This is a genomic window from Azospirillum fermentarium (assembly GCF_025961205.1).
GTDB lineage: Bacteria > Pseudomonadota > Alphaproteobacteria > Azospirillales > Azospirillaceae > Azospirillum > Azospirillum fermentarium.
The window spans coordinates 1,399,782-1,423,056 of sequence record NZ_JAOQNH010000001.1; the positions used below are offsets into that span (position 1 = coordinate 1,399,782).

Here is a 23,275-nt window from a genome sequence, read left to right on the forward strand (position 1 = left end):
CAAGCCTGCTTTTGGATCAATCCTTCAGGGGGTTGCCCGTCTCGCCGCCGAAACAGGCGTCGTGGTCGTCGCAGCACTCGCAGTTGGGCGATTTGCACAGCAGGAAGCCTTCGCGCTGGCAAAGCTGGCGGTAGAAGAACTTCTTCCACTTCATGTCGCCGCTGTTGGCCGCGACCAGAGCCGGGAAATGGCGGCGGAACAGGGTGCCCAGATCGCTGCGCCCGGCAAAGCCCATGTCCTGCCACAGATGGTTGGCGGCGTTGCAGCGGCGGGCGACGATGGCGGCCAGCCACTCCTCCTCCTCCGTCCGGCCGGCGCGGTGCTCCAGGATCATGGCGCGCAGGTCGGGTTCCTCATAGGTATCCTCGCCGGTGTCGTCCCCGTGGGGCAGGGCGGCCACCCGCGCGCCCATGGCCGGAACGTAACGGTCCGCCAGCCGTTCCAGCACGGCCCGCGTCAGGCCGGTGGCGTGAGTCAGGGGGCGGGGTTCGTCGGCGGCCAGCGCCAGGATCCGGGTGAAGAGATAGGCATCGGATACCCCCTCCACCGCCGGGGGGGGATGGCTGTCGTTGGTCACCGGGCTGCCGGCGGTGGGTTCCGTCTGACGTGTGTCGAGTTTCCGTACGATCACCGGACGATCCTCCGCGCAAACTTTCACCCGAACGTCATATTATCCTGCCTCAGTTCGCGGGCGCAGCAAAGCACTTTCGACTCGTTCGGGATCGGTTTCCGGCGCACCGCCGCCGGCCGGGAGAAAGCTGTCCAGCCGTTCCATGTGCGGGCGGGCGGCGTCGAGGGCGGCGCGCTCCATCTGGCGGTAGCGGTCCACCAGTTCCAGCCCGAAGGGGGTAAGGGTGGCGCCGCCGCCGGTGCGTCCGCCGGTGGTGGCCTTGACCACCGGGTCGCGGAAGACGTGGTGCAGGGTGTCGATCAACTGCCACGCCCGGCGGAAGGGCATCCCCTCCTTGCGCGCGGCGGCGGAGATGGAACCGGTGTCGCGGATGGCTTCCAGCAGGGCGATCTTGCCCGGCCCCACCTGTCCGCCGGCGAACAGCAGCCGGACGCGCACCTCCCCGCCGTGTTCGGGGGTGGTTGCGGTGGGACGGTGGGTGTGGGTCTTGCGGGCCATGGCTCCAGCCTACAGAATCCCTGCCAGGATTGGAACGAGCCGGGAAACCCGCCATGCGTCAGGCCATGACCACGCTGAACGTCCCCACCCGCGGCCAGGGGCTGGTGGAGATCACCGCCCCCGTGGTGCGGTGGGTGGGGGAGCAGGGGATCGGCTGCGGGCTGCTGACCCTGTACTGCCGCCACACCTCCGCCTCTCTGGTGATTCAGGAAAACGCCGACCCCGACGTGCGCGGCGACCTGGAGCGTTTCTTCGCGCGGCTGGTGCGCGAAGACCCAGCACTCTACGACCACACGCTGGAGGGGCCGGACGACATGCCGGCGCACATCCGCAGCGCCCTGACCGCGGTCAGCCTGTCGATTCCCGTCGCGGACGGCCGCCCGGTGCTGGGCACCTGGCAGGGCATCTACCTGTTCGAACACCGGACCCACCGCCACGACCGGCAGGTGACCGCGCATCTCTTCGGCGAATAGCGGGGTGCAGGGGCCTTCCGGCCCCTGCCGGACGTGTGGGATCAGGTCGGGTCGGGGATCACCCGCGACCGGGCGCCATAGATGACCAGAACCTTCTGATTGGGCGCGAGTACCGGGGATGCCCCCTGCACGACGGTCAAAAGCGCGCCGTTCTCGGTCTGAACCACATATTCCATGCCGCTCTGGCGGGTGGCGGCATCCTCGGCCATAGCCCCTGCGATGCCGCCGATCACGGCGCCCCCGACGGCACCGATGACGTTCGCCCTGGCATTCCCGCCGATCGCCGAGCCGGCGACACCACCGGCCACGGCCCCCGCACCGGCGCCAAGGCCGGATTGGGTGCCGCCGATGGCGACCGGACGGGCGCTGACCACCACGCCGCGGACCGTGCGGTTGACCTGCCCGACGGCGCCGGCTGCGTAGCTGTCGGGGGACATGTTGGGTGCACATGCCGCCGTGGCTCCCGCCACCAGAGCGGCCAACACCCATTGCATCAGGCTAGGTTTCACGACGTCGGTGTTCCTTTGGCCGCCGGAGCGGGGGGCGCGCCCGTCGGGAACATGGGCCGGTTCAGATTGACTGTTTGAAGCTGCTGGAGGAACTGCAGGATATTGTTCTGCACCGAGCGGTTGATGCTTTCCCGCGCCCGCACGGCCCCTACAAAGGCGTAGTCCACAGGCACGACTCCGTCGGAATTGACGTCGGTCGTAAAGATGATGGAGCCGGTGGCGCGGTCGATGATCTCGTACCGGGCCGCCGAGGTTGTGGTGAAATTCATGCCGAAATCGGGGGTGTCGAGCTTCAGAACCTTGACGCTGAGCGACACTTTCTGGGGGGCGTCGTCGCGGAAGATGGCCATTTTGTTCAGGGCTTCCTCCACGGCTGTTTTCCATAGGGGCGTCGCCGCTTCGATACCGAACACAAGCGGTCCCGTCGCCTCTTCAGGGCGGGCGACGGTTACGGTGATGGATTTGACCTCGGCGTTTAGCTTCGTCTGGGTCGGCCCGACATTGGGCGGCGAGAAATTGATCGGCGGAATCTGCGGGCCACAAGCTGAGAGGGAAATGGCGATAGCGGCAGCAAGAAAAACTTTTTTAATCATAGCATCCATCAATTTTCGATCCTCCGTGATGGGATCATATGAAAATTGAGATGTTTTTTCCAGAAAGACTTCCACAAAAGGATGTGGTGGTGCCCTTTCCTATGCCGTCCGAGCGGGGTGCAGGGGCCTTCCGGCCCCTGCCGGGGAGCGCCGAGGGCCCGCACCCCTCGGCAGGCGCAAGCCTCACACCCCCCGCCGCATCCGCTCCAGCAGCGCCTTGGTCACGAACCCGTCCGGCACCATCCCGGCGGCGGCCTGGAAGCGCCGTGCGGCGTTGCGGGTGGACGGCCCGATGATGCCGTCGGGGGTGCCCGGTTCGTACCCCATGTCCGCCAGCCGCTGCTGCAGCTCCAGCCGTTCGTCCTTGGACAGCGGCTGTTCGTGGCGGGGCCAGGGGGCGGCGATGCCGCTGCGCCCGGCCATGCGGTCGGCCAGCAGCGCCACGGCCAGGGCGTAGCTGGTGGAGGGGTTGTAGCGCATGATGGCGCGGAAGTTCTCCCGTACCAGGAACGCCGGCCCCTCGGCCCCGGCCAGCAGCAGGATGGCGGCGGGGGTGGCGTCACCCTCCGGCTCGGCGCCGTTCATCAGGCGCACGCCCATGCGGCGCCATTCCGACACCGGCTTGACCACGGTCAGCTCGGCCTGGTCATAGGGGAAGCCGGCGGGCAGCCGCACCTCGTCGCCCCAGCGTTCGCCGGGCTGCCAGTTGTTGCCGCGCACGAAGCGGGCGGTGGAGGCCAGCACGTCGGGCATGCTGGTCCAGATGTCGCGGCGGCCGTCGCCATCCTCGTCCACCGCGTAGCGCTGGAAGATGGTGGGCATGAACTGGGTCTGGCCCATGGCGCCGGCCCACGATCCGGTCATGCGTTCCGGCGCGATGTCGCCGGAATCGAGGATCTTGAGCGCCACCAGCAGTTCGGAGCGGAAATACGCCGCCCGGCGCCCGTTGAAGGCCAGGGTGGTGAGCGCGTCCACCACGGCGAAGGTGCCGGTGTCGCGCCCGAAATCGCTCTCCACCCCCCAGAACGCCGCCAGGATTTCCGCCGGCACGCCGTATTCCCGCGACACGCGGGTGAACAGCGCGCTGTTTTCCTGGATCTTGGCGCGGCCCTTCTGCACGCGGGCGTCGGACACGGCGCTGTCCAGATAGCTCCACACCATGCGGGTGAATTCGGGCTGGGCCGAATCCAGCTCGATGATCCGCGGCGACAGGCGCACGCGGGCGAAGGCGCGGTCGAAGGTGGCGGGGCGGATGCCCTGGCCCACCGCCTCGGCCCGCAGCCCGGCCAGCCACTGGGCGAAGTCGGCGGAGTCGGTGGAGGGAGGGACGGTGGGCTTGGGCGACGTGCCCTTGGGCGGCGGGGCGGCGGCGGTGGGGGCGGTGCCGGTGGTCTGGCAGCCGGCCAGCACCATGGCCCCCAGACACGCGCGCAACGCCGCCGAACGGACGGCCCGAAGCAGCATGGGACGGACGATTCGCATTCGTTCCTCACCGGAAAAGGGTTGGGGGGCCAAAACGAAAAACCGCCGCGCCGGCCTATCGCCGACGGGCGGTTGATTCGTACCGGGCTTCGGGGAGTCCCAAATTCATGGTCCGCGGACAGCACCCACCCCATGGGCGGGCCGTTTCCGGCGGACGATCCCGCCGGGGGCCGTTACCGGCCCCCGAAACCCGGATCAGGCGGCGGCAGCCTGCTTGTCCTGCGCCTTGGCGATGCGGCGCTTCAGGCGGCGCGCGTCCAGGCTGAGAACATCGTCCTTGGCGTCCAGCAGAAAGGCGTCGAGGCCGCCCTTGTGCTCGATCGAGCGGATCGCAGCCACCGACAAGCGCAGACGCACCTGCTGGCCGAGCGCATCGCTCAGCAGCGAGGTTTCCTGCAGGTTCGGCTGGAAGCGCCGACGGGACTTGTTGTTGGCGTGGCTGACGTTGTTGCCAAACTGCGTGCCCTTACCGGTCACGGAGCACCGACGAGCCATCGGTCTATTCCTTATCAAATTGCAAACGAAGCCCGGTTTCGGGCAGCGCACCACCCGAAGAGGGCGGCGTTATAGTCGATCCGGCGCGCGTTCGTCAAGACGGGTGGACCCGCTGCATGACGGTTTCGCGCGCCGGACGGTGACGGATGGGTGGAAACCCCGGTTCAGTGGGCCGAGGCGGGCTTGGAGCGCGGGTTGGGACGGCCGCCGCGGGGGCCCTTGGCGCGCGGCGGGCGGGCGGCCACCGCCGCCGGGGCTTCCACCACCGGGACCGGGGCGGCATCCAGGGCCGCGGCGACCGCAGCCACCGCGTCCGCGGGCGGCGGGGCGGCGGGTTCAGGGGCGGACTCGGCCACGGGTTCGGGTTCGGGGGCGGCTTCCACCACGGGGGCGGGGGCTTCCTCCACCACGGCGGGGGCCGGCGCCTCTTCGGTCACGGGGGCCGGGGCGGGCTCGGGCACGGCTTCGGCAACCACGGGGGCGGGCACCACGACGGGGGCGGCTTCCACCGCTGCCGGGGCGGGCGTGGCCTTCACCGGTGCCGGAGCCGGAGCCGGAGCCGCCGATTCGGCGGGCACGGCGGCGGGGCCGACCGGGGCGGTCACTTCCGCCACCAGCTTGTTGGACAGTTCGATGAAGGCGCGGATGTCGTCGGCCAGCCGGGCCGAGGCGCTGTCGATCATCTCGCGCTGCAGCGCCACCAGATCGGCCTGGGTGCGGCACTTGCCCAGTTCACCGACCAGCCGGGCGGTCTGCCCCGCCGAGGAGGTCAGGCCCGAGAGCCAGCGGCGATAGCCGTCCTGCACCACGCCCGCCACACGGGCCGAGCGCACGGCCCCGGCGCTGGCGAACTGGCCCAGGGCGGCAGCGTTCAAGAAAGGATTGGTGGTCATTGCAGTCTCCCGAAACCTTGATCCGGCGGGGGCGGTCCCGTGTGGGCGGGACGTCCCGGCAGGCGCCTCGGAAGAACGGCGGATAGGCTCCGGTCCAAGCGCCGCCATCGGCGAAACCCCGTTTTCGCTGCCCAAAGAGTATGCATCGGGCCGGGGGGATGCAACGGTATTTTTGCACTGCAACAAAACGGGCGCGTGCGGCGGGCGCCCGTTGCGGGGGGACCGTCAATTCGCGGCCCCGACCTCGCGGTTGAGGAAGTGGGACAGCAGCCGGCGGGCGGCGGCGGTGGGCACGGTGCCGCCGTCCACCACCGCCGATTCCCAGCGGGGCAGGTTGTCCAGAACGCCGGGGTGGTGGCGGAAGGCGTCGATCAGCCCTTCGCGGATCTCGGTCCACATCCAGGCGCGGGCCTGTTCGGCGCGGCGGGTGGCGCGCGCACCGCTGGCGGTGGTGAGGCCGCGGTGGCTGAGGATGGTGTCCCACACCGTGTCGATGCCGGATTTGTGGGCGGCGGAGCAGCTCAGCACCGGCACCCGCCATTCCCCATGGCGCAGCATGGTCAGGGCGTGGCGGTAATCGGCCACCGTGTGGCGGGCGGTGGCGGCCAGGTCGCCGTCGGCCTTGTTCACCACCACCACGTCGGCCAGTTCCATGATGCCCTTCTTGATGCCCTGCAGCTCGTCGCCGCCGGCGGGCAGCAGCAGCAGCAGGAACAGGTCCACCATGTCGGCCACCGCGGTTTCCGACTGTCCCACGCCCACGGTTTCGATGATGATCACGTCGAATCCGGCGGCCTCGCACAGCAGCATGGCCTCGCGCGTGCGCCGCGCCACGCCGCCCAGCGTGGCCCCGGCGGGCGACGGGCGGATGAAGGCGGCCGGGTCGCGCGACAGGTCCACCATGCGGGTCTTGTCGCCCAGGATCGAGCCGCCGGTCTTCTGCGACGACGGGTCGATGGCCAGCACCGCCACCTTGTGCCCCAGCCCGATGACGTGCAGCCCGAACGCCTCGATGAAGGTGGACTTGCCCACCCCCGGCACCCCCGACACACCCACCCGGACCGACTGGCCGGTGTGGGGCAGGAGCGCTTCCAGCAGCGCCTCGGCCTGTTCCCGGTGGTCGGGGCGGGTCGATTCGATCAGGGTGATGGCGCGGGCCAGCCCGCGGCGGTCGCCGCGGCGCACCGCATCGGCAAGGGCGGAAACGGACGGAGGGGGCGGCGAAGCGGGCATGGCGTGATCGGTGCCGTGGTCGTCGGGAAGGGTGCCGCAGCCTAGCCCGTGGCCCGTGCCGACGGAAGCCTTTCCCGCAGCGCTCCGATCCGCCGCCTGCAGAGAATTGCATCCCTAAGTATTGTTATAATAATGAAACCATTTTTCTATTGAAAAATACGCGCACATATAAATAATTATGTGACTCGTATGACAGTAAAAACTTAGATACGGCTATCGGCTGCAAGAATAATCGAAGAAACCAAGGCCTGTTGCAAGGTTTTTTGGGCGGGCGTTCGTTGTCTTCATTTTCCTTGCGATCACACACCGCGGAGAAGGCTGCAATGTCGGAAAAAGTGATTTCCCTTTCCAACCCTTTGGTGGTGCAGGGGGCGTCGATTGTTTCGTTTCAGGTGCGTGAGGATGGACTTTCCGCCGTCACCGCCGATGGTGATGCGGTTTCCGTGGACCCGGCGGTCCTGACGGCCCTGTCCGGCCGGCCCATCGGCGGCGGCACGGCGGAGGAGCGGGCGGAACAGGTGACGGCGGCGCTGGCCGCCATTCCCATGTCCTGGGCGGCACAGGGGGACACGCTGGCCGTGACCATGCTGGACGGCAGCACCCGTACCGTGCCGGCGGCCCCGTTTGCCCAAATGCTGGGGGTGGAGGATGCCGAAACCGCCGCCGCGATCCTGAACGCCGGCGCGGGGCGGGAGGCGGGGGAACCGCGGCTGGAGGGCGGCGATTCGATCACGGTGGGAACCCTGGCCGGGGCGCTGGCAAAGGGGCTGGCGGGCAAGCTGGGCGGGGCGGTCGGCGGGATGATCATCGACGCGCTGTTCCCGTCGCGCAGCATACAGAGCTATTTCGACGAGATGTACCAGAAGATTGCCAAAATGGTGCATCAGGAAATCGTCGCCAACCAGATCGATATCATCAATGGAAAGATCAACGGCACCAAAGGGTTCATGTGCAACACATATTCGGTGCGCAAGAAAAGCGGGGCGCCGAAGAGTGAACTTTTCCAGATGGTCCGCCCTTATGTGGATGAATTCTATTATAATGTGACCTATACCCTGCAAACCAGTAATTACCGTAAGCCGGGTCTGTCGGTCTTCCTTCTGGGGGCGTCGATGCACCTGTCGCTGCTGCAGGAACAGGCGCTGGTCGATCCCAGCGCGCCGGAGCCGCGGAAATCCTCCTACGCCACGTCCGTGTCCCGGCAGACGGCGGATTACCTCGCCATGGCGCGGGACACCTGGACGGCGATCATCACCGCCCGGCAGGCCCGGCTTGAGAAGAAGGTGTCCACCTTCACCAACCCATACACCCACGACACCGTCTTCCTCAGCGGCAAGATCGTTGACAACGAAACCGGGCAGACGATCTATGAAACGAACAACGTGGTGGAGTGGGTCGTCTACAGCGACGGCCGGATGACTCAGGCCAAGACCGACATCTACTACGACCTGTCCTGCGGGCTGGCCGGCGATGACGGCATCGACGCCCTGTTCGCCAATTGGGAGGGGCTGAAGACCAACCCGATCCCCAAGACCTGAAGCCCCACGGCCTGACCCGCCGGCCCGCGGGGGAAACCGGCGGTGCCGTGGCGGTCAGTCCGCCGCCACCGCCTCTTCCGCGTCGCCGCCCGCCTGCTGGCGGGACCACAGGGCGGCATAGGCGCCGCCGTGGGCCAGCAGGTCGGCGTGGCGGCCCCGCTCGATCACCCGGCCGCCGTCCATCACCAGGATGTCGTCGGCCTCCACCACCGTGGACAGGCGGTGGGCGATGACCAGGGTGGTGCGCCCGCGGCTGACCTCGCGCAGGTTGGCCTGGATCTCGCGCTCGGTGTGGGTGTCGAGCGCGCTGGTCGCCTCGTCGAACAGCAGGATGGCGGGGTTCTTCAGGATGGCGCGCGCGATGGCCACCCGCTGCTTCTCGCCGCCCGACAGCTTCAGCCCCCGTTCGCCCACCATGGTCTGGTAGCCGTCGGGCAGGGTGGTGACGAAATGGTGGATGTGAGCCAGCCGGGCGGCCTGCTCCACCTCCGCCCGGGTGGCGGCGGGGCGGCCATAGGCGATGTTGTAATAAATGGTGTCGTTGAACAGCACCGTGTCCTGGGGAACGATGGCGACGGCGGCGCGCACGCTGGCCTGGGTCACCGTGCGGATGTCCTGCCCGTCCACCAGGATGCGGCCGCCGGTGGCGTCGTAGAAGCGGAACAGCAGCCGCCCGATGGTGGATTTGCCCGCCCCCGACGGGCCGACGATGGCCACCGTGTGGCCGGCGGCCACGGTGAAATCCACCCCCTTCAGGATCGGGCGGCGGGGATCGTAGCCGAAGGACACGTCCTCGAACCGGATGGCGCCGCCGCCCAGGGCCAGCGGACGCGCGCCGGGGGCGTCGTCCACCTCCCGGTCCTCGCGCAGCAGGCGGAACAGCCCCTCGATGTCGGCCAGCGCCTGCTTCATCTCGCGGTAGACGAAACCGAAGAAGTTGAGCGGCTGGTAGAGCTGGATCAGATAGGTGTTCACCAGCACGAAATCGCCGATGGTCATGCGCCCGGCGGTGATGCCGCGGGCGGCCAGGATCATCACCACCGTCAGCCCGACGGCGATGATCGCCGCCTGCCCCACGTTCAGCACCGACAGGCTGGTCTGGCTCTTCACCGCCGCCTGCTCATAGGCCGCCAGCGCCTCGTCGTAGCGGCGGGCCTCGTGCTCCTCGTTGCCGAAGTACTTGACGGTCTCGTAGTTCAGCAGGCTGTCGATGGCCTTGGTGTTGGCGCGGCTGTCCTGCTCGTTCATGCGGCGGCGGAAGCGGGTGCGCCATTCCGACACCGTGAAGGTATAGGTGATGTACCCCGCCACGGTGACGAAGGTCGCCAGCGCGAACCACACGTCGAACAGCCGCCACAGGATCACCACCACCAGCGCGATTTCCACCAGCGTCGGCGCGATGGAAAACAGCATGTAGCGCAGCAGCGTCTCGATGGCCCGCGTGCCGCGCTCCAGCGTGCGCGACAGCCCGCCCGTCTGCCGTTCCAGGTGGAACCGCAGCGACAGGGCGTGCAGATGGCGGAACACCGCCAGCGCCACCCGGCGGATCGCCCGCTGGCCGACCTTGGCGAAGATGGCGTCCCGCGCCTCCCCGAACGCAAGCTGGAGGATGCGCGCGGTGCCATAGGCCAGGATCATCCCCACCGGCACCGCGGCCCACCCGGCCCCCTGGGGAACGTTGGTCAGCGAATCGATGGCGTGCTTGAACAGCAGCGGCACGGTGACGGTGGCGGCCTTGGACCCCAGCAGGCACAGCATGGCCACCACCACCCGCACGCGCATTTCACGGGAATCGCGCGGCCATAAATAGGGCACGAGCGTGTGCAGAACCCCCATGTCCTGGGAAAAGCTCAGTTGCGGCGTGGAGGAGTTCAGGCGGCGCATGGGCGGGGTATCGTCACACAAGGGGGCGGGTCCGGCAACTAACCTAGATCTCCCGGACCGGTCATGGAAGGGCGGCGGTATCGTAAACAGGTTGGAAACAATTCTCCTCTAATATGTCAAAACGTTCGGCCCCTCCCGGTTCAGGGCCGCAACCTGAGCTTTTTGTTTGCCATTATAACGGGACGCGCGTGATGCAAAGCGCCAGTTTTTCCGGCCGGTTCAAGGTCGCAACCCGTATTTACACAGGCTTTCTGCTGATTCTGGCCCTGCTTGGGGCCGTGGTCGCCCTGGGTTACCAGGCGCAGACGTCGGCGGAGGGCGGGTTCGACCGTTATGCGTCCATTGCGGACAACTCCATCCGCATCAACGGAATCACCGCCCATGTGGCGGCCATGCGCCGCAGCGTCGTCAGCTACTCCTACACCGGCGACTCCAAGGCGGCGGACGCCGTGGTCGCGAGCCAGGGGGAGCTGGAGCCGGCGCTGAAGGAGGCGATCCGCGTTACCCTCGACCCCACCCGCCGCGCCAATCTGGAACAGATGCTGCGGCTGTTCGAGGAATACCGCGCCAACTTCGTCAAGGTGCAGGACCTGCGCAAGCGCCGCGATGCGGTGGTGGATCAGGAACTGACCCCCCTGGGCACCCGTGCGCGCGAGGATATGAGCCGCATCATCGCCACCGCCATGGCCGACGGCGATTACGAGGCCGCGGCCCTGGCCGGGCAGGCCCAGGAGGCGCTGATGCAGGTGCGGCTCAGCGTCACGCGCTTCCTCGTCTCCCCCTCGCAAAAGGCGATTGACGAGGTGCGGGAGCGCGGGGAAAAGCTGAAGACCGCCATGCCGGCGCTGGTCAGCCGCCTCCACAACCCCGAACGCCACCGTCAGGCGCAGGAGGTGCAGGAACTGGCCACCCGCTTCGTCACCCTGTTCGGCACGGCGGCGGACGCGGTGATGGCCGTCAACGGCCTGACCAACGGCGCCATGGCGAAAGCGGGCGAGGATTTCGCCGATCTGGCGGAAAAGACCGTCGGCATGCAGCACGCCGCCCTGGGGCAGATCCTGGGCAACGTGCGCACCGAGATGGACGACAACCGTATCCAGTCGCTGGTCATCGCCGCCGCCGCCCTGGTGCTGGGGCTGCTGCTGGCGTGGCTGGTGGCGCGGTCGATCGTGCGGCCCGTGACCGACATGACCGGCACCATGACCGATCTGGCCGGCGGGAAGCTGGACGTCGTGATTCCCGCCCTGGACAATCAGGACGAGATCGGGTCCATGGCCAAGGCCGTGCAGGTGTTCAAGGACAACGCCATCGAAAAGCAGCGGATGGACGAGGCCGAGCGCGCCCGCATCGAACAGGAGCGCCGCGAGGACGAGGCGCAACGCGCCCGCGAACAGGCCATCGGCCAGGAAATCGCCGCCCTGATCGATTCGGTGTCCAAGGGCGACCTCAGCCGCCGCATCGATCTGGCCGGCAAGGACGGCTTCTACCGCACCATGTCGGAGGGCATCAACCGCCTGACCGACACCGTGCAGTCGGTGATCCGCGATCTGGCCCAGGTTCTGGGGGCGCTGTCCGAAGGTGACCTGAACATCCGCCTGACCAAGGACTACCAGGGGGCGTTCCAGGCGTTGAAGACCGATTTCAACGCCACCTCCGAAAAGCTGGCCCAGATCGTCGGGCAGATCACCCAGTCCGCCGACACCATCGCGTCCGCGTCGTCGGAGGTGTCCATGGGCTCCTCCGACCTCGCCGAGCGCACCGAGCAGCAGGCCTCCTCGCTGGAGGAGACCGCGGCCAGCATGGAAGAGCTGGGCGCCACCGTGCGCTCCAACGCCGACAACGCCCAGCGCGCCAACCGCATGGCGGCGGATGCCCGTTCGGCTGCCGAATCCGGCGGGCAGGTGGCCGGTGCCGCGGTGGAGGCCATGCGGCGGATCGAGGATTCCAGCCGCAAGATCACCGACATCATCGGCGTGATCGACGAAATCGCGTTCCAGACCAACCTGCTGGCGCTCAACGCCGCGGTGGAGGCGGCGCGGGCCGGCGATGCGGGCCGCGGCTTCGCCGTGGTGGCGCAGGAGGTGCGCAACCTCGCCCAGCGCTCGGCCCAGGCGTCCAAGGAAATCAAGTCCCTGATCATGGACAGCGATTCCCAGGTCCGTGGCGGCGTGGAACTGGTGCAGAAGGCCGGGGCGGCGCTGGAGGGCATCGTCAGTGGCGTGCACGAGGTGGCTTCCCTGATCGCCGAAATGGCGTCGGCGTCCACCGAGCAGGCGTCGGCCCTGGACGAGATCAACTCCGCCGTCGCCCAGATGGACGAGATGACCCAGAAGAACGCGGCCCTGGTGGAGGAAACCACCGCCGCCGCCCAGGCCATGGCGGGGCAGGCCGGCGACCTGAAGGCCCTGATCGGCTTCTTCAAGCTGTCGGGGGCGGCAGCCGTGCCGGTGGTTTCGGCCCCGGTGCGCACCGCCCACGCCGTCCCCGCGGCGGCTCCGGCCCGGCGCCCGGCGGCGGCCAAGCCCGCGGCGAAACCGGCGGCTCATCCGGTGTCCAAGCCCAAGCTGGTCAGCAGCACGACCGCGGCGGCCCCCGCCGCGACCCTGCGCCATGCCGACGACGACGACGACTGGAAGGAGTTCTGAGCCAAGGGTTCCGGAACCAAAGAAAAACCCCTCGTCCCGGCAGGGAGAGGGGTTTTTTTCTGTGAGTGCGGAGCCGTTCCCCGTCCCTGATGCCAGGGACGGGGCGGCGGCATCCGATCAATAGCGGTAGTGGTCGGGCTTGTACGGGCCGGCGACCGGCACGCCGATATAGGCGGCCTGCTTGTCGGAGAGCTGGGTCAGCTTCACGCCGATCTTCTCCAGGTGCAGGCGGGCGACCTTTTCGTCCAGGTGCTTGGGCAGCACATAGACCTTGTTTTCATAAGCGGTGTGGTTGGTCCACAGCTCGATCTGGGCCAGCACCTGGTTGGTGAAGGACGCGCTCATCACGAAGCTGGGGTGGCCGGTGGCGCAGCCCAGGTTGACCAGACGGCCCTTGGCCAGCACGATCAGGCGCTTGCCGTCGGGGAACACCACCTCGTCCACCTGCGGCTTCACCTCTTCCCACACCAGATTCTTCAGCGAGTCGATCTGGATCTCGCTGTCGAAGTGGCCGATGTTGCAGACGATGGCGCGGTCCTTCATGGCGCGCATGTGGTCCAGCGTGATCACGTCCACGTTGCCGGTGGCGGTGACGAAGATGTCGCCGAGCGCGGCGGCCTCGTCCATGGTGGCGACCTGATAGCCTTCCATCGCGGCCTGGAGCGCGTTGATGGGGTCGATTTCGGTGACCATGACGCGGGCACCCTGGCTGCGCAGGCTGGCCGCCGAGCCCTTGCCCACGTCGCCGTAGCCGCAGACCACCGCCACCTTGCCGGCCACCATCACGTCGGTGGCGCGCTTGATGCCGTCCACCAGCGATTCACGGCAGCCGTACAGGTTGTCGAACTTCGACTTGGTGACGCTGTCGTTGACGTTGATGGCGGGGACCAGCAGCTTGCCGGCCTTCATCATCTCGTACAGACGGTGCACGCCGGTGGTGGTCTCCTCCGACAGGCCGCGCACGTCCTTGAGCATCTCGGGATACTTGTCGTGCATGATCTGGGTGACGTCGCCGCCGTCGTCCAGGATCATGTTGGGGGTCCAGCCGTCGGGGCCGCGCAGGGTCTGCTCGATGCACCACCAGAACTCCTCCTCGGTCTCGCCCTTCCAGGCGAAGACCGGGATGCCGGCCGCGGCAATGGCCGAGGCGGCGTGGTCCTGGGTCGAGAAGATGTTGCACGAGGACCAGCGCACGGTCGCACCCAGCGCCGTCAGCGTTTCGATCAGAACCGCCGTCTGGATGGTCATGTGCAGGCAGCCGACGATGCGGGCGCCGGCCAGCGGCTTGGCATCGCCGTATTCCGCGCGCAGCGCCATCAGGCCCGGCATTTCGGTCTCGGCGATGGTGATTTCCTTGCGGCCCCAGCCGGCGAGGCTGATGTCGGCGACCTTGTAGTCCGTGAAGGCGGTGGCGGACATGAACGATGCTCCTGACGAACGGAAATGGATGGCGCGGGCCGGGGGGGGCGGGCACGGCGCCACCCCGCGGGTCACCGCGGCACGGTCCCTGATGTACCAACCCGCGGCATTCCTTGCAAGCATAAAGATATCTTTATGTCTTAAAGTTTGGTGACGCCACGTGCCGTGGGATGGCAGTGGATCGTGGATTGTTGCCGTGCCACTCTGGTCAACGGTCGGAACAGGGAGCCGTACGACGATGGATCTCAGCGCCTTTTCGGTTTTCGCCATTGCGTTGCTGCTGTTCGCGGTGGTGCTGGTGGTCAAGGGGGTGAAGACGGTGCCCCAGGGCCAGGAATGGACGGTGGAACGGTTCGGGCGCTACACCCACACCCTGCCGCCGGGGCTGCATCTGGTGATCCCCGTCATCGACAGCATCGGCGCCCGCCAGAACATGATGGAAACCGTGCTGGACGTGCCGTCGCAGGAGGTCATCACCAAGGACAACGCCATGGTCACCGTGGACGGCGTGGTCTTCTATCAGGTGGTGGACGCCGCCCGCGCCTCGTACGAGGTGCAGAACCTCCAGCAGGCGATCCTGAACCTGACCATGACCAACGTGCGCACGGTCATGGGGTCGATGGATCTGGACGAGTTGCTGTCCCAGCGCGACAAGATCAACGTGCAGCTTCTGACCGTGGTGGACGAGGCGACGACGCCGTGGGGTGTGAAGGTCACCCGCATCGAGATCCGCGACATCCAGCCGCCGCGGGATCTGGTGGACAGCATGGCCCGGCAGATGAAGGCCGAACGCGACCGCCGCGCCGCCATCCTGGAGGCCGAGGGGCTGCGTCAGGCGGCCATCCTGCGCGCCGAGGGCGAGAAGCAGGCGGCGATCCTCCAGGCCGAGGGCCGGCGCGAAGCCGCCTTCCGCGATGCCGAGGCCCGCGAACGCGAAGCGGCGGCGGAAGCCGAAGCCACCCGGCTGGTGTCGGAGGCGATCCAGAACGGCGGGGTGCAGGCCATCAACTACTTCGTCGCCCAGCGCTATGTGGAATCGCTGACCCAACTGGCCTCCGCCCCCAATCAGAAGGTGCTGTTCCTGCCGCTGGAAGCCGCCGGGGTGATCGGCGCCATCGGCGGCGTGGCGGAAATCGCCCGCGAGGCCTTCGCCGACGGTACGCCGGCGCGCAAGGCCGGCCCGTGGACCCCGCCGCCGGGGGGAGCGCGATGACCGGAGGCACGGGCGGGCTGGTGGTGGAATTCTGGTACTGGCTGGTGCTGGCCGCCGCCCTGGCCGGGCTGGAGATGGTGGCACCGGGGGCGGTGCTGATCTGGCTGGGGGCCGCCGCCGCCGTGGTGGGCACCGTCCTGTGGCTGGTCCCGGAATTGACGTGGCAGGGGCAGTTGCTGCTGTTCGCCGGCCTGTCCATCGCCTTCGTCTTCCTGGGCCGCCGGGTGTTCGGGCGGGGGGAGGGGGCGGAGCCTCACCCCACGCTGAACCGGCGGGCCACCCAGTACGTGGGCACCATTCATTCCCTGGCCACGCCGCTGGTCAACGGCCGGGGCCGGGTGCAGGTGGGCGACACCCAATGGACCGCCGAAGGGGTGGAGGATCTGCCCGCCGGCACCCGCGTACGGGTGGTCGGCGCCGACGGGGTTGTGCTGAAGGTCGAGCGGGCGGAATAATCAGCACGCATAGGTAACCATCTTGACAGGTCCGGCCCGCGGGGCGATCTTGGATGCGGATGGATGGAGTGCCGCCCCATGGACGCTGAACTGAAGACGATTCTGGGCCAGTTGGTGACCAAGATCGATACGCTGGCCACCAAGGATGATATCCGGCGGCTCGAAGAAACCCAGCTTCGCCACGGCGAGATGCTCCAGCAGCATGGAGAGATGCTCCAGCAGCATGGCGCAATGCTCCAGCATCACGGGAAAATGCTCCAGCAGCATGGTGACCGGCTGACGGCGATCGAAGCCCAGCTTCAACGCCAGAGCGAGCGGCTGATGGTGATCGACGCGCGGCTGGACGAACAGCGTCAGACCATCAACGCCCTGATCCCCATGCGCATCGCCGCGGTTCCTCCGGCGGCGGAATGACGCCTCTCCTCTTGTTTCGATGACGGCCCGGACGGGCAGGGCGCCGCACCCATGGGGGACGGCGCCCTTTTCTCAATCGGCCCGTTACGCCAGCAGCGGCATCATGGCCGCCACCAGCGGGTGGCGCACGATGTCGGCGGTGGTCAGGTGGACGACGGCCACGCCGTCCAGCGCTTCCAGCCGGCGGGCGGCTTCGGTCAGGCCGGAGAGTTCGGGCAGCAGGTCGGTCTGGTCCGGGTCGCCGGTCACCACCATGGTGGAATGCCAGCCCAGCCGGGTCAGCAGCATCTTGATCTGGGGATAGGTCATGTTCTGCGCCTCGTCCACCACGACGAAGCTGCGCGACAGGGTGCGTCCGCGCATATAGGCCAGCGGTGCCACCTCCACCGTGCCGTCCTTGACCATCTGGCGCACCTGCCGCGCCCCCACCCGGTCGGCCAGGGCGTCGTAGATGGGGCGCATCCACGGGTCCATCTTGTCGTTGATGTCACCGGGCAGGAAGCCCAGGCTTTCCCCCGCCTCCACCACCGGGCGGGTGATGACCACGCGCCCGACGCGGCCGGCGGTCAGCGCCTCCACCGCCTTGGTCACCGCCAGATAGGTCTTGCCGGTGCCCGCCGGGCCGACGGCGATGGTCAGCGGGTGGGCGTCGATGGCCGCCATCAGCGCTTCCTGGTTGGCGGTGCGGGGCTTGACCGTCTTCAGATAGCTCTGGTCGCGGGCGTCGTCCGCCGGCCCGAACCCGGCGGGGGCCCTTGACCTGCCGGCGCCGCGCCGGCTCTTGCCGCACCCGTCGCCGTCCAGGGGGTGCCAGGTGCCGTAACCGGTGCCGTGACCATCGGGGGGAGGTGCCATCGTCATCTCCAGTGCGGTGGAAAGGGACGGAAGAGGGGGCCGCCGGGCACAAAAAACCCCCCAGGCCGGAACGGCGAGGAGGGCGGGCGGGGGAGGCGGCGCCGGTGCGTGCCCTGCCGGAACACCGGCGGGGGTGCGGGAAGGGGCGGTTGCATCGGGGGCGGTCGGATCACGCCGGGCCTCGCGCCGTTGGAGCAGCGGTTACCCAGAGAATAGGCAATGCTGCACCGCATGTCAGTGTCTTCTGCGGCTAACACGAAATATTCACATCCCCTCCCACAGGCCAGGGCCGGGCGGGGGAATCCCTTTACCGCTTCGGGGTGATTCGATTACTCTTTCCACCGCCGGACGAGGCGGGGGCCCCGGTGGCGGACCACCGCCGGCACAGGGGCTGATCGTGGGGCTTGAAGTCGGGCGCGGCGGCTCGCTAGAACGTGGGCCGGGCGCCCCTCAGCCGGTGCCGCACACGCCGGTGTCGAGACCGGAAGCAGATAAGGATCAAGGGCGGTGAGCAACGCCAATCACGCCGCGGAACGCGACGCGCCGTTTCAGTTGCGGGGCAACTCCTTCACCATGATGGTGCTGAAGGTGTTCAACCCTGCCTCCCCCAGCTTCTTCTCGCAGTTGGGCGGCAAGGTGCGGCAGGCGCCCAACTTCTTCCGCCACGCGCCCGTGGTGCTGGATTTCGACGACCTGCCGGAGGCCATGGCCGATCTGGACGTGGGCGCCTTCGTCACGGCAGTGCGCGAGCATCACCTGCGCCCCATCGGCTTTGTCGGCGGCCCCCGCGCGGTGCAGGACGCGGCGTCGGCCCTGGGGCTGGTGCCCATGCCCACCGGGCGCGCCGCCCCCATCGGCAACGCCCGCCCCAACGTGCCGCTGAACAGCGCGCTGATCGCGCCGCCGGCCCCGCCCGAACCCGTCTATCGCCCCGCCCTGGTGGTGTCGGACCCGGTGCGCTCGGGCCAGCAGGTCTATGCGGAAAAGTGCGATCTGATCGTCACCGCCTCCGTCTCCCACGGGGCGGAGATCCTGGCCGACGGCAACATCCACGTCTATGGCGCGCTCCGCGGCCGGGCGCTGGCCGGCATCTCGGGCGAGGCGTCGGCCCGCATCTTCTGCCAGAGCCTGGAGGCGGAGGTGGTGTCCATCGCCGGCCTGTACCGGGTCAGCGAGGATTTCGACACGTCGTGGACGAAGAAACCGGTGCAGGTGCGGCTTAAAGACGGCTTCCTTCACGTCGATCCGCTCTGATACCAAACACTATCCCGAACCATCCATCATCATCGGCTAACACCGCGGCCCCGTTCCGGCCCGCGCCATCGTAGGAGAGGCTTCGTTGGGCACCATCATCGTCATGACATCCGGGAAAGGCGGCGTGGGGAAGACCACCTCCAGTGCCGCCTTCGCCACCGGGCTTGCCTCTCGCGGCTTCAAGACGGTCGTGATCGACTTCGACGTGGGCCTGCGCAACCTGGATCTGGTGATGGGGTGCGAACGCCGGGTGGTGTTCGACTTCATCAACGTGATCAACGGCGAAGCCAAGCTGCATCAGGCGCTGATCAAGGACAAGCGGGTCGATAACCTGTTCATCCTCCCCACCTCCCAGACGCGCGACAAGGATGCGCTGACCAAGGAGGGGGTGGAGCGTGTCCTGGACGAGCTGAAGAAGGAATTCGACTACGTCGTCTGTGACAGCCCGGCGGGCATCGAGCGGGGCGCGCTGATGGCGCTGTATTTCGCCGACCACGCCATCATCGTCACCAACCCCGAGGTGTCGTCGGTGCGCGACAGCGACCGCATCCTGGGCGTGCTGAATTCCAAGTCGCGCCGCGCCGAACGGGGCGAGGACCCGGTGACCCAGCAGCTCCTGCTCACCCGCTACGACCCGGAACGGGTGGAGCGCGGCGAGATGCTGAAGGTGGACGACGTGCTGGAAATCCTGGCCATCGACCTGTTGGGCGTGATCCCGGAAAGCCAGGCGGTGCTGCGCGCCTCCAACATCGGCATGCCGGTGATCCTGGACGCCCAGTCCAACGCCGGTCAGGCTTATGGCGATGCGGTGGGCCGCTTCCTGGGCGAAGAGATCGAGCACCGCTTCACCAAGGTGGAGAAGAAGGGCCTGTTCAGCCGTCTCCTGCGGAGGTCCGCATGAGCATCTTCAGCTTCTTCCGCTCCACGCCCAAGCCCTCGGCGGTGCAGGCCAAGGAACGGCTGCAGATCGTCATGGCGCATGAGCGTGTCGGGCGGACCGGGCCGGACTATCTGCCCGTGCTCCAGCAGGAACTGTTGAGCGTCATCGCCAAGTACATCGACATCGACCAGAACAAGGTCGAGGTGAAGCTGGACCGCGGCGGCGACTGTTCCACCCTGGAAGTCAACATCGAGCTGCCGATCCCCGAGAGCGGGTCCAAGGACGCCAAGCCCAGCGTGCTGAAGGCGTCAGTGTCCCGCCCGGCGGCCACGCCCCGCAAGGACGTGGACCCGGAAAAGGCCAGCGCCCTGGTCAACGGTGGCCTGAAGAAGCGGAGCTGATCCGCGCTTCCCGCGTCCCCCTCCCCGCCGATGCCGCCCCTCTTCCCCGCCGGGAAGAGGGGCCGGGGAGACGGTTAGTCCGCCCGGTGTGCGCGCAGGAAGGTCTTCACCGCCGCCGCGATCACCGGCCCGTCGTCGCTTACGGGCAAGCCCAGCAGCATGGGCCAGAACAGCGCCTCCTTGATCCCGCCGAGAAACAGCCCCGCCGCTGCCGCCTGATCGGGGATGCGCAGCACGCCGCGCTCGTTCAGCCCGGCGAGATAGCCCTGCAGCGGCGCCACCGCCGGCCCCTTGCCCTCGTTCAGAAGCACCAGCGCCAGTTCCGGGAAACGCCGGTGCTCGGCGATGACCAGACGCAGCAGGCCGGTCACCTCCGGCCGCCGCAGATGGGACAGCAGCGTGCGCGCGAAGTCGGGCAGCACGGTTTCCGGGGGCTGGTCCGGTGGTAGCCGGTCGTGGCCGGGGCCGTTCATCCCCTCGTACAACTGGGCCACGACGGCGGCGAACAGTTCCCGTTTGCTGGGGAAGTGGTTGTAGACGGTGCGCTTGGACGCCTGTGCCGCGGCGGCGATGGCGTCCATGGACACCGCCCCGTAACCGTCGGTCAGAAAGGCGCGGGCCGCCGCTTCCACCACCGAGCGGCGCTTGGCGTCCCCGCGCCGGGAACCGGACCCGATTGACATCTCCCCTCCCATAAGTACACTGCACAGTGTAGTGTATTTGTTGGCGCGGCCCAGCGTACCGCGGGCACACAGGGATGGAAAGGGCGGGCGATGACTTCACACACTCTGGAACGGCGGGCGCTGGGGGGCGGGCTGGCCGTCTCGGCGATCGGCCTCGGCTGCATGGGCATGTCGGAGTTCTATGGCCCCACCGACGACGAACAGTCGCTGGCGGTGCTGGCACGGGCGCTCGACTTGGGCGTCACCCATTTCGACACCGCGGACATGTACGGATCGGGCCACAACGAGCGGCTGCTGGCGCGGTTCCTGGCCGGGCGGCGCGACGGCGTGGTGGTGGCCACCAAATTCGGCATCGTCCGCAAGCCCGGCGACTACGCCCGCAGCCTGGACACCAGCCCGGCCTATGTCCGCCGGGCGTGCGAGGAGTCGCTGGCCCGGCTGGGGGTGGACACCATAGACCTCTACTACGCCCACCGGCTGAACCGCGACGTGCCGGTGGAGGATACCGTCGGCGCCATGGCCGATCTGGTGCGGGAGGGCAAGGTCCGGGCGCTGGGCCTGTGCGAGGTGTCGGCGGCCACGCTGCGGCGCGCCCACGCCGTCCACCCCATCGCCGCGGTGCAGAGCGAATATTCCCTGTGGACCCGCGATGTGGAAGACCATGTGCTGCCCGCCTGCAGGGAACTGGGCGTCAGCCTCGTCGCCTATGCCCCGTTGGGCCGCGGCATGCTGACCGGCACCGTGACCAGCGCCGGGCAACTGGCCGAAAACGATTTCCGCCGTCTGTCGCCGCGTTTCCAGGACGGCAACCTCGACGCCAATCTGGCGCTGGTGGAGGCGGTGAAGCGGCTGGCCGCGGCCAAGGGCTGCACGCCGGGGCAAGTGGCGCTGGCGTGGCTGCTGGCCCAGGGGCCGGACATCCTGCCCATCCCCGGCACCAAGCGGATCGCCTACCTGGAAGAGAACGTGGGGGGTGCCTCGGTGTCCCTCGGTGCCGATGAGGTGGCGGCCCTGTCCGCCGCCCTGCCGCGCGGGGCCGCCGCCGGCGACCGCTACCCGGCGGAGGGGATGAAGGGGCTGAACGCCTGACGGGGGATGGGGGCGGCGGGGGACTGCACCGCCGTTCCCGCATGGCTTGGGCGGATGGTTCGCGCTTGACTCCATAAGCAGGCTTACTAATTCTTCCTCTATGATAAGCCTGCTTATGATAAGTGCGTCATGACATCCCACGTACCCGACAGCCTGGGTGTTCTGCTGAACGAATCCACCCGCCTCCTGAACCGCCGGTTCGACCAGCGGGCGCGGGAGTTCGGGCTGACCCGTGCCCAGTGGCAATTGCTGAAACAGCTTTTCCGCAACGAAGGCATCAATCAGGCCGGGCTGGCCGAGCGGATGGACATCGAGCCGATCTCGCTGTGCCGTCTGGCCGACCGGATGGAGGAGGCGGGGTGGATCGAACGCCGCCCCGACCCCGACGACCGCCGCGCCCGCCGCCTGTTCATGACCGAGAAGTCCCTGGCCATGATCGGCACCATGCGGGCGCTGGCCGAGGGCATCTATGCCGAAGCCCTGGAGGGGCTGGAGCCCGACGAGGCCCGCCGCCTCATTGAGACGCTGGCCCATGTCCGCAACAACCTGTCCCGCCGCCGCGGGACCGATGCCGACGGCACCGAAGACTGACCCCCCTTCGATCAGGAATCCCTTCCATGTCCGATACCCCGTCCGCTCCCCAGCCCGTCCGCCGCCGCCCCTGGCGCCGCCGGCTGCTGATGGGGGCGGTGCCGCTGGCGGTGCTGCTGGCCGGCGGCTACGCCTGGATCTACGGCAGCCGCTATGTCGCCACCGACAACGCCTATGTGCAGCAGGACAAGGTGACGGTCAGCGCCGACGTCGCCGGGCGGGTGACCGCCGTGGCGGTGGCGGAAAACCAGCACGTCGTCCGGGGCGATGTGCTGTTCCGCATCGACGGCGAACCCTACCGCCTGGCCCTGCAACAGGCCGAGGCGGCGCTGTCCGCCGCCCGGCTGCAGGTGGAACAATACCGCGCCGCCTTCGGCCAGGCCGCCGCCGACGCCAAGGGGGCGGAGGAGACCGTGGCCTATCAGCAGCGGGAATTCGACCGGCAGCAGAAACTGCTGTCCAGCGGCGTGGCCGCCCTGTCGCGCTACGATCAGGCCCGCCATGACCTGCAGGACGCGCAGCAGAAGCTGCAATCGGCCCGCCAGTCCATGGAAAGCGCCCGCGCCGCCCTGGGCGGCGACACCAACATCGCCACCGACGATCACCCGGCGGTGCGCGAGGCCATCGCGCGGCGCGACACCGCCCTGCGCGACCTGAACCACACGGTGGTCACCGCGCCTGACGACGGCATCGTCAGCCAGACCGGGCGGCTGCTGGTGGGGCAGTACGTGGGCACCGGCATCCCCACCGTCAGTCTGGTGGAAACCGGGCGGACGTGGGTGGAGGCCAACGTCAAGGAAACCGACCTGACCCACATGCACACCGGCCAGACCGCGACGGTGGAACTGGACGCCTATCCCGGCCGCCGCTTCACTGCGGTGGTGGACAGCATCGGGGCGGGGACGGGCGCGTCCTTCTCGCTGCTGCCGGCGGAAAACGCCACCGGCAACTGGGTGAAGGTGGTGCAGCGGGTGCCCGTGCGCCTGCGCCTGGAACGGAAGACGGACGGGGACGCCCCCTTGCGCACCGGCCTGAGTGCGGCGGTGGAGATCGACACCGGCTATGTCCGCGACCTGCCGGGGCCGATGAAGGGCGCGCTGGCCTGGGCCGGGATCGGGTCCGCCACCGCAGCACCGGTGAACTGAGG

Annotated in this window: 24 protein-coding genes; 12 read left to right on the forward strand and 12 right to left on the reverse strand. The window is 68.3% G+C overall.

Annotated elements, in window-relative coordinates; translation table 11 throughout:
• Nucleotides 1-16 precede the first annotated feature (16 nt).
• A complete protein-coding gene (locus M2352_RS06755) occupies nt 17-631 on the reverse strand; it encodes a nitrogen fixation protein NifQ (protein ID WP_264663727.1) in 615 nt (204 codons plus the stop codon).
• 39 nt (nt 632-670) lie between these two features.
• The gene (locus M2352_RS06760) at nt 671-1,129 is read right to left on the reverse strand and encodes a winged helix-turn-helix domain-containing protein (RefSeq protein WP_264663728.1); all 459 of its coding nucleotides are present in this window, start codon (nt 1,127-1,129) and stop codon (nt 671-673) included.
• Nucleotides 1,130-1,182: 53 nt separating this feature from the next.
• Between M2352_RS06760 and M2352_RS06765 the strand changes: the two genes are divergently transcribed.
• Nucleotides 1,183-1,602 (forward strand): secondary thiamine-phosphate synthase enzyme YjbQ, encoded by a 420-nt coding sequence (locus tag M2352_RS06765; protein ID WP_264663729.1) that lies wholly within the window; start codon nt 1,183-1,185, stop codon nt 1,600-1,602.
• Nucleotides 1,603-1,643: 41 nt separating this feature from the next.
• Here M2352_RS06765 and M2352_RS06770 read toward each other — a convergent pair whose 3' ends face one another.
• The 6 genes from M2352_RS06770 to meaB form a co-directional block, all read right to left on the reverse strand.
• Nucleotides 1,644-2,111, reverse strand: coding sequence for a glycine zipper 2TM domain-containing protein (locus M2352_RS06770; RefSeq protein ID WP_264663730.1), 468 nt, complete (start codon nt 2,109-2,111; stop codon nt 1,644-1,646).
• The gene (locus tag M2352_RS06775) at nt 2,108-2,713 is read right to left on the reverse strand and encodes a hypothetical protein (RefSeq protein ID WP_264663731.1); all 606 of its coding nucleotides are present in this window, start codon (nt 2,711-2,713) and stop codon (nt 2,108-2,110) included. Before M2352_RS06775 ends, M2352_RS06770 begins: the two co-directional genes overlap by 4 nt.
• A gap of 174 nt (nt 2,714-2,887) precedes the next feature.
• A complete protein-coding gene (locus M2352_RS06780; RefSeq protein WP_264663732.1) occupies nt 2,888-4,186 on the reverse strand; it encodes a lytic murein transglycosylase in 1,299 nt (432 codons plus the stop codon).
• Between the two features lie 195 nt (nt 4,187-4,381).
• Nucleotides 4,382-4,681 (reverse strand): 50S ribosomal protein L28, encoded by a 300-nt coding sequence (gene rpmB, locus M2352_RS06785; RefSeq protein ID WP_264663733.1) that lies wholly within the window; start codon nt 4,679-4,681, stop codon nt 4,382-4,384.
• Between the two features lie 164 nt (nt 4,682-4,845).
• Nucleotides 4,846-5,574, reverse strand: a complete 729-nt coding sequence (locus M2352_RS06790) for a hypothetical protein (RefSeq protein ID WP_264663734.1) — start codon at nt 5,572-5,574, stop codon at nt 4,846-4,848.
• 225 nt (nt 5,575-5,799) lie between these two features.
• Nucleotides 5,800-6,807, reverse strand: coding sequence for a methylmalonyl Co-A mutase-associated GTPase MeaB (gene meaB / locus M2352_RS06795; protein ID WP_264663735.1), 1,008 nt, complete (start codon nt 6,805-6,807; stop codon nt 5,800-5,802).
• Nucleotides 6,808-7,130: 323 nt separating this feature from the next.
• Between meaB and M2352_RS06800 the strand changes: the two genes are divergently transcribed.
• The gene (locus M2352_RS06800; protein ID WP_264663736.1) at nt 7,131-8,345 is read left to right on the forward strand and encodes a hypothetical protein; all 1,215 of its coding nucleotides are present in this window, start codon (nt 7,131-7,133) and stop codon (nt 8,343-8,345) included.
• A 54-nt stretch (nt 8,346-8,399) separates the two neighbouring features.
• Here the strand turns inward: M2352_RS06800 and M2352_RS06805 are convergent, their stop codons facing one another.
• Nucleotides 8,400-10,229 (reverse strand): ABCB family ABC transporter ATP-binding protein/permease, encoded by a 1,830-nt coding sequence (locus M2352_RS06805; RefSeq protein WP_264663737.1) that lies wholly within the window; start codon nt 10,227-10,229, stop codon nt 8,400-8,402.
• A 191-nt stretch (nt 10,230-10,420) separates the two neighbouring features.
• Here M2352_RS06805 and M2352_RS06810 point away from each other — a divergent pair, with 191 nt between their 5' ends.
• Nucleotides 10,421-12,874 carry a methyl-accepting chemotaxis protein gene (locus M2352_RS06810; protein ID WP_264663738.1) on the forward strand — a complete coding sequence of 818 codons (2,454 nt, stop codon included), beginning with the start codon at nt 10,421-10,423 and terminating at the stop codon, nt 12,872-12,874.
• Between the two features lie 117 nt (nt 12,875-12,991).
• Here the strand turns inward: M2352_RS06810 and ahcY are convergent, their stop codons facing one another.
• The gene (gene ahcY, locus M2352_RS06815; protein WP_264663739.1) at nt 12,992-14,293 is read right to left on the reverse strand and encodes an adenosylhomocysteinase; all 1,302 of its coding nucleotides are present in this window, start codon (nt 14,291-14,293) and stop codon (nt 12,992-12,994) included.
• Between the two features lie 238 nt (nt 14,294-14,531).
• On the opposite strand from ahcY, the gene M2352_RS06820 reads away from it, so the two are divergent.
• The 3 genes from M2352_RS06820 (at nt 14,532) to M2352_RS06830 (ending at nt 16,375) form a co-directional block, all read left to right on the forward strand.
• On the forward strand, nt 14,532-15,506 hold the full coding sequence (locus M2352_RS06820; protein ID WP_264663740.1) for an SPFH domain-containing protein: 975 nt from the start codon (nt 14,532-14,534) through the stop codon (nt 15,504-15,506).
• Nucleotides 15,503-15,961, forward strand: coding sequence for an NfeD family protein (locus tag M2352_RS06825; protein ID WP_264663741.1), 459 nt, complete (start codon nt 15,503-15,505; stop codon nt 15,959-15,961). The genes M2352_RS06820 and M2352_RS06825 overlap by 4 nt, the downstream gene beginning before the upstream one ends.
• Before the next feature lie 78 nt (nt 15,962-16,039).
• Nucleotides 16,040-16,375: a hypothetical protein gene (locus tag M2352_RS06830; protein WP_264663742.1), complete on the forward strand. Its 336-nt coding sequence runs from the start codon at nt 16,040-16,042 to the stop codon at nt 16,373-16,375.
• A gap of 84 nt (nt 16,376-16,459) precedes the next feature.
• Here the strand turns inward: M2352_RS06830 and M2352_RS06835 are convergent, their stop codons facing one another.
• Nucleotides 16,460-17,230: a PhoH family protein gene (locus M2352_RS06835; protein WP_264663743.1), complete on the reverse strand. Its 771-nt coding sequence runs from the start codon at nt 17,228-17,230 to the stop codon at nt 16,460-16,462.
• Between the two features lie 507 nt (nt 17,231-17,737).
• On the opposite strand from M2352_RS06835, the gene minC reads away from it, so the two are divergent.
• The 3 genes from minC (at nt 17,738) to minE (ending at nt 19,765) form a co-directional block, all read left to right on the forward strand.
• Nucleotides 17,738-18,484 carry a septum site-determining protein MinC gene (gene minC, locus M2352_RS06840; RefSeq protein ID WP_264663744.1) on the forward strand — a complete coding sequence of 249 codons (747 nt, stop codon included), beginning with the start codon at nt 17,738-17,740 and terminating at the stop codon, nt 18,482-18,484.
• Between the two features lie 103 nt (nt 18,485-18,587).
• Nucleotides 18,588-19,385 (forward strand): septum site-determining protein MinD, encoded by a 798-nt coding sequence (minD, locus tag M2352_RS06845; protein WP_454464562.1) that lies wholly within the window; start codon nt 18,588-18,590, stop codon nt 19,383-19,385.
• Nucleotides 19,382-19,765 carry a cell division topological specificity factor MinE gene (gene minE, locus M2352_RS26670; protein ID WP_264663746.1) on the forward strand — a complete coding sequence of 128 codons (384 nt, stop codon included), beginning with the start codon at nt 19,382-19,384 and terminating at the stop codon, nt 19,763-19,765. Before minD ends, minE begins: the two co-directional genes overlap by 4 nt.
• Before the next feature lie 74 nt (nt 19,766-19,839).
• Here minE and M2352_RS06855 read toward each other — a convergent pair whose 3' ends face one another.
• Nucleotides 19,840-20,448: a TetR/AcrR family transcriptional regulator gene (locus M2352_RS06855; RefSeq protein ID WP_264663747.1), complete on the reverse strand. Its 609-nt coding sequence runs from the start codon at nt 20,446-20,448 to the stop codon at nt 19,840-19,842.
• Nucleotides 20,449-20,538: 90 nt separating this feature from the next.
• Between M2352_RS06855 and M2352_RS06860 the strand changes: the two genes are divergently transcribed.
• The 3 genes from M2352_RS06860 to M2352_RS06870 all read left to right on the forward strand — a co-directional run bounded on the left by M2352_RS06860 (nt 20,539) and on the right by M2352_RS06870 (nt 23,273).
• The gene (locus M2352_RS06860) at nt 20,539-21,537 is read left to right on the forward strand and encodes an aldo/keto reductase (protein ID WP_406567235.1); all 999 of its coding nucleotides are present in this window, start codon (nt 20,539-20,541) and stop codon (nt 21,535-21,537) included.
• A gap of 129 nt (nt 21,538-21,666) precedes the next feature.
• Nucleotides 21,667-22,128 (forward strand): MarR family winged helix-turn-helix transcriptional regulator, encoded by a 462-nt coding sequence (locus M2352_RS06865; protein ID WP_264663748.1) that lies wholly within the window; start codon nt 21,667-21,669, stop codon nt 22,126-22,128.
• 26 nt (nt 22,129-22,154) lie between these two features.
• Complete coding sequence (locus M2352_RS06870) at nt 22,155-23,273, forward strand: HlyD family secretion protein (RefSeq protein WP_264663749.1); 1,119 nt, start codon at nt 22,155-22,157, stop codon at nt 23,271-23,273.
• Nucleotides 23,274-23,275 lie beyond the last annotated feature (2 nt).

Excerpts from the sequence above, each read along its gene's own strand:
- M2352_RS06760 (WP_264663728.1), bottom strand. The coding sequence starts at position 1,129 with ATGGCCCGCAAGACCCACACCCACCGTCCCACCGCAACCACCCCCGAA.
- M2352_RS06765 (WP_264663729.1), top strand. The coding sequence starts at position 1,183 with ATGCGTCAGGCCATGACCACGCTGAACGTCCCCACCCGCGGCCAGGGG.
- M2352_RS06775 (WP_264663731.1), bottom strand. The coding sequence starts at position 2,713 with ATGGATGCTATGATTAAAAAAGTTTTTCTTGCTGCCGCTATCGCCATT.
- M2352_RS06780 (WP_264663732.1), bottom strand. The coding sequence starts at position 4,186 with ATGCGAATCGTCCGTCCCATGCTGCTTCGGGCCGTCCGTTCGGCGGCG.
- rpmB (WP_264663733.1), bottom strand. The coding sequence starts at position 4,681 with ATGGCTCGTCGGTGCTCCGTGACCGGTAAGGGCACGCAGTTTGGCAAC.
- M2352_RS06790 (WP_264663734.1), bottom strand. The coding sequence starts at position 5,574 with ATGACCACCAATCCTTTCTTGAACGCTGCCGCCCTGGGCCAGTTCGCC.
- meaB (WP_264663735.1), bottom strand. The coding sequence starts at position 6,807 with ATGCCCGCTTCGCCGCCCCCTCCGTCCGTTTCCGCCCTTGCCGATGCG.
- M2352_RS06800 (WP_264663736.1), top strand. The coding sequence starts at position 7,131 with ATGTCGGAAAAAGTGATTTCCCTTTCCAACCCTTTGGTGGTGCAGGGG.
- M2352_RS06805 (WP_264663737.1), bottom strand. The coding sequence starts at position 10,229 with ATGCGCCGCCTGAACTCCTCCACGCCGCAACTGAGCTTTTCCCAGGAC.
- M2352_RS06810 (WP_264663738.1), top strand. The coding sequence starts at position 10,421 with ATGCAAAGCGCCAGTTTTTCCGGCCGGTTCAAGGTCGCAACCCGTATT.
- ahcY (WP_264663739.1), bottom strand. The coding sequence starts at position 14,293 with ATGTCCGCCACCGCCTTCACGGACTACAAGGTCGCCGACATCAGCCTC.
- M2352_RS06820 (WP_264663740.1), top strand. The coding sequence starts at position 14,532 with ATGGATCTCAGCGCCTTTTCGGTTTTCGCCATTGCGTTGCTGCTGTTC.
- M2352_RS06825 (WP_264663741.1), top strand. The coding sequence starts at position 15,503 with ATGACCGGAGGCACGGGCGGGCTGGTGGTGGAATTCTGGTACTGGCTG.
- M2352_RS06830 (WP_264663742.1), top strand. The coding sequence starts at position 16,040 with ATGGACGCTGAACTGAAGACGATTCTGGGCCAGTTGGTGACCAAGATC.
- M2352_RS06835 (WP_264663743.1), bottom strand. The coding sequence starts at position 17,230 with ATGGCACCTCCCCCCGATGGTCACGGCACCGGTTACGGCACCTGGCAC.
- minD (WP_454464562.1), top strand. The coding sequence starts at position 18,588 with ATGACATCCGGGAAAGGCGGCGTGGGGAAGACCACCTCCAGTGCCGCC.
- minE (WP_264663746.1), top strand. The coding sequence starts at position 19,382 with ATGAGCATCTTCAGCTTCTTCCGCTCCACGCCCAAGCCCTCGGCGGTG.
- M2352_RS06855 (WP_264663747.1), bottom strand. The coding sequence starts at position 20,448 with ATGTCAATCGGGTCCGGTTCCCGGCGCGGGGACGCCAAGCGCCGCTCG.
- M2352_RS06860 (WP_406567235.1), top strand. The coding sequence starts at position 20,539 with ATGACTTCACACACTCTGGAACGGCGGGCGCTGGGGGGCGGGCTGGCC.
- M2352_RS06865 (WP_264663748.1), top strand. The coding sequence starts at position 21,667 with ATGACATCCCACGTACCCGACAGCCTGGGTGTTCTGCTGAACGAATCC.
- M2352_RS06870 (WP_264663749.1), top strand. The coding sequence starts at position 22,155 with ATGTCCGATACCCCGTCCGCTCCCCAGCCCGTCCGCCGCCGCCCCTGG.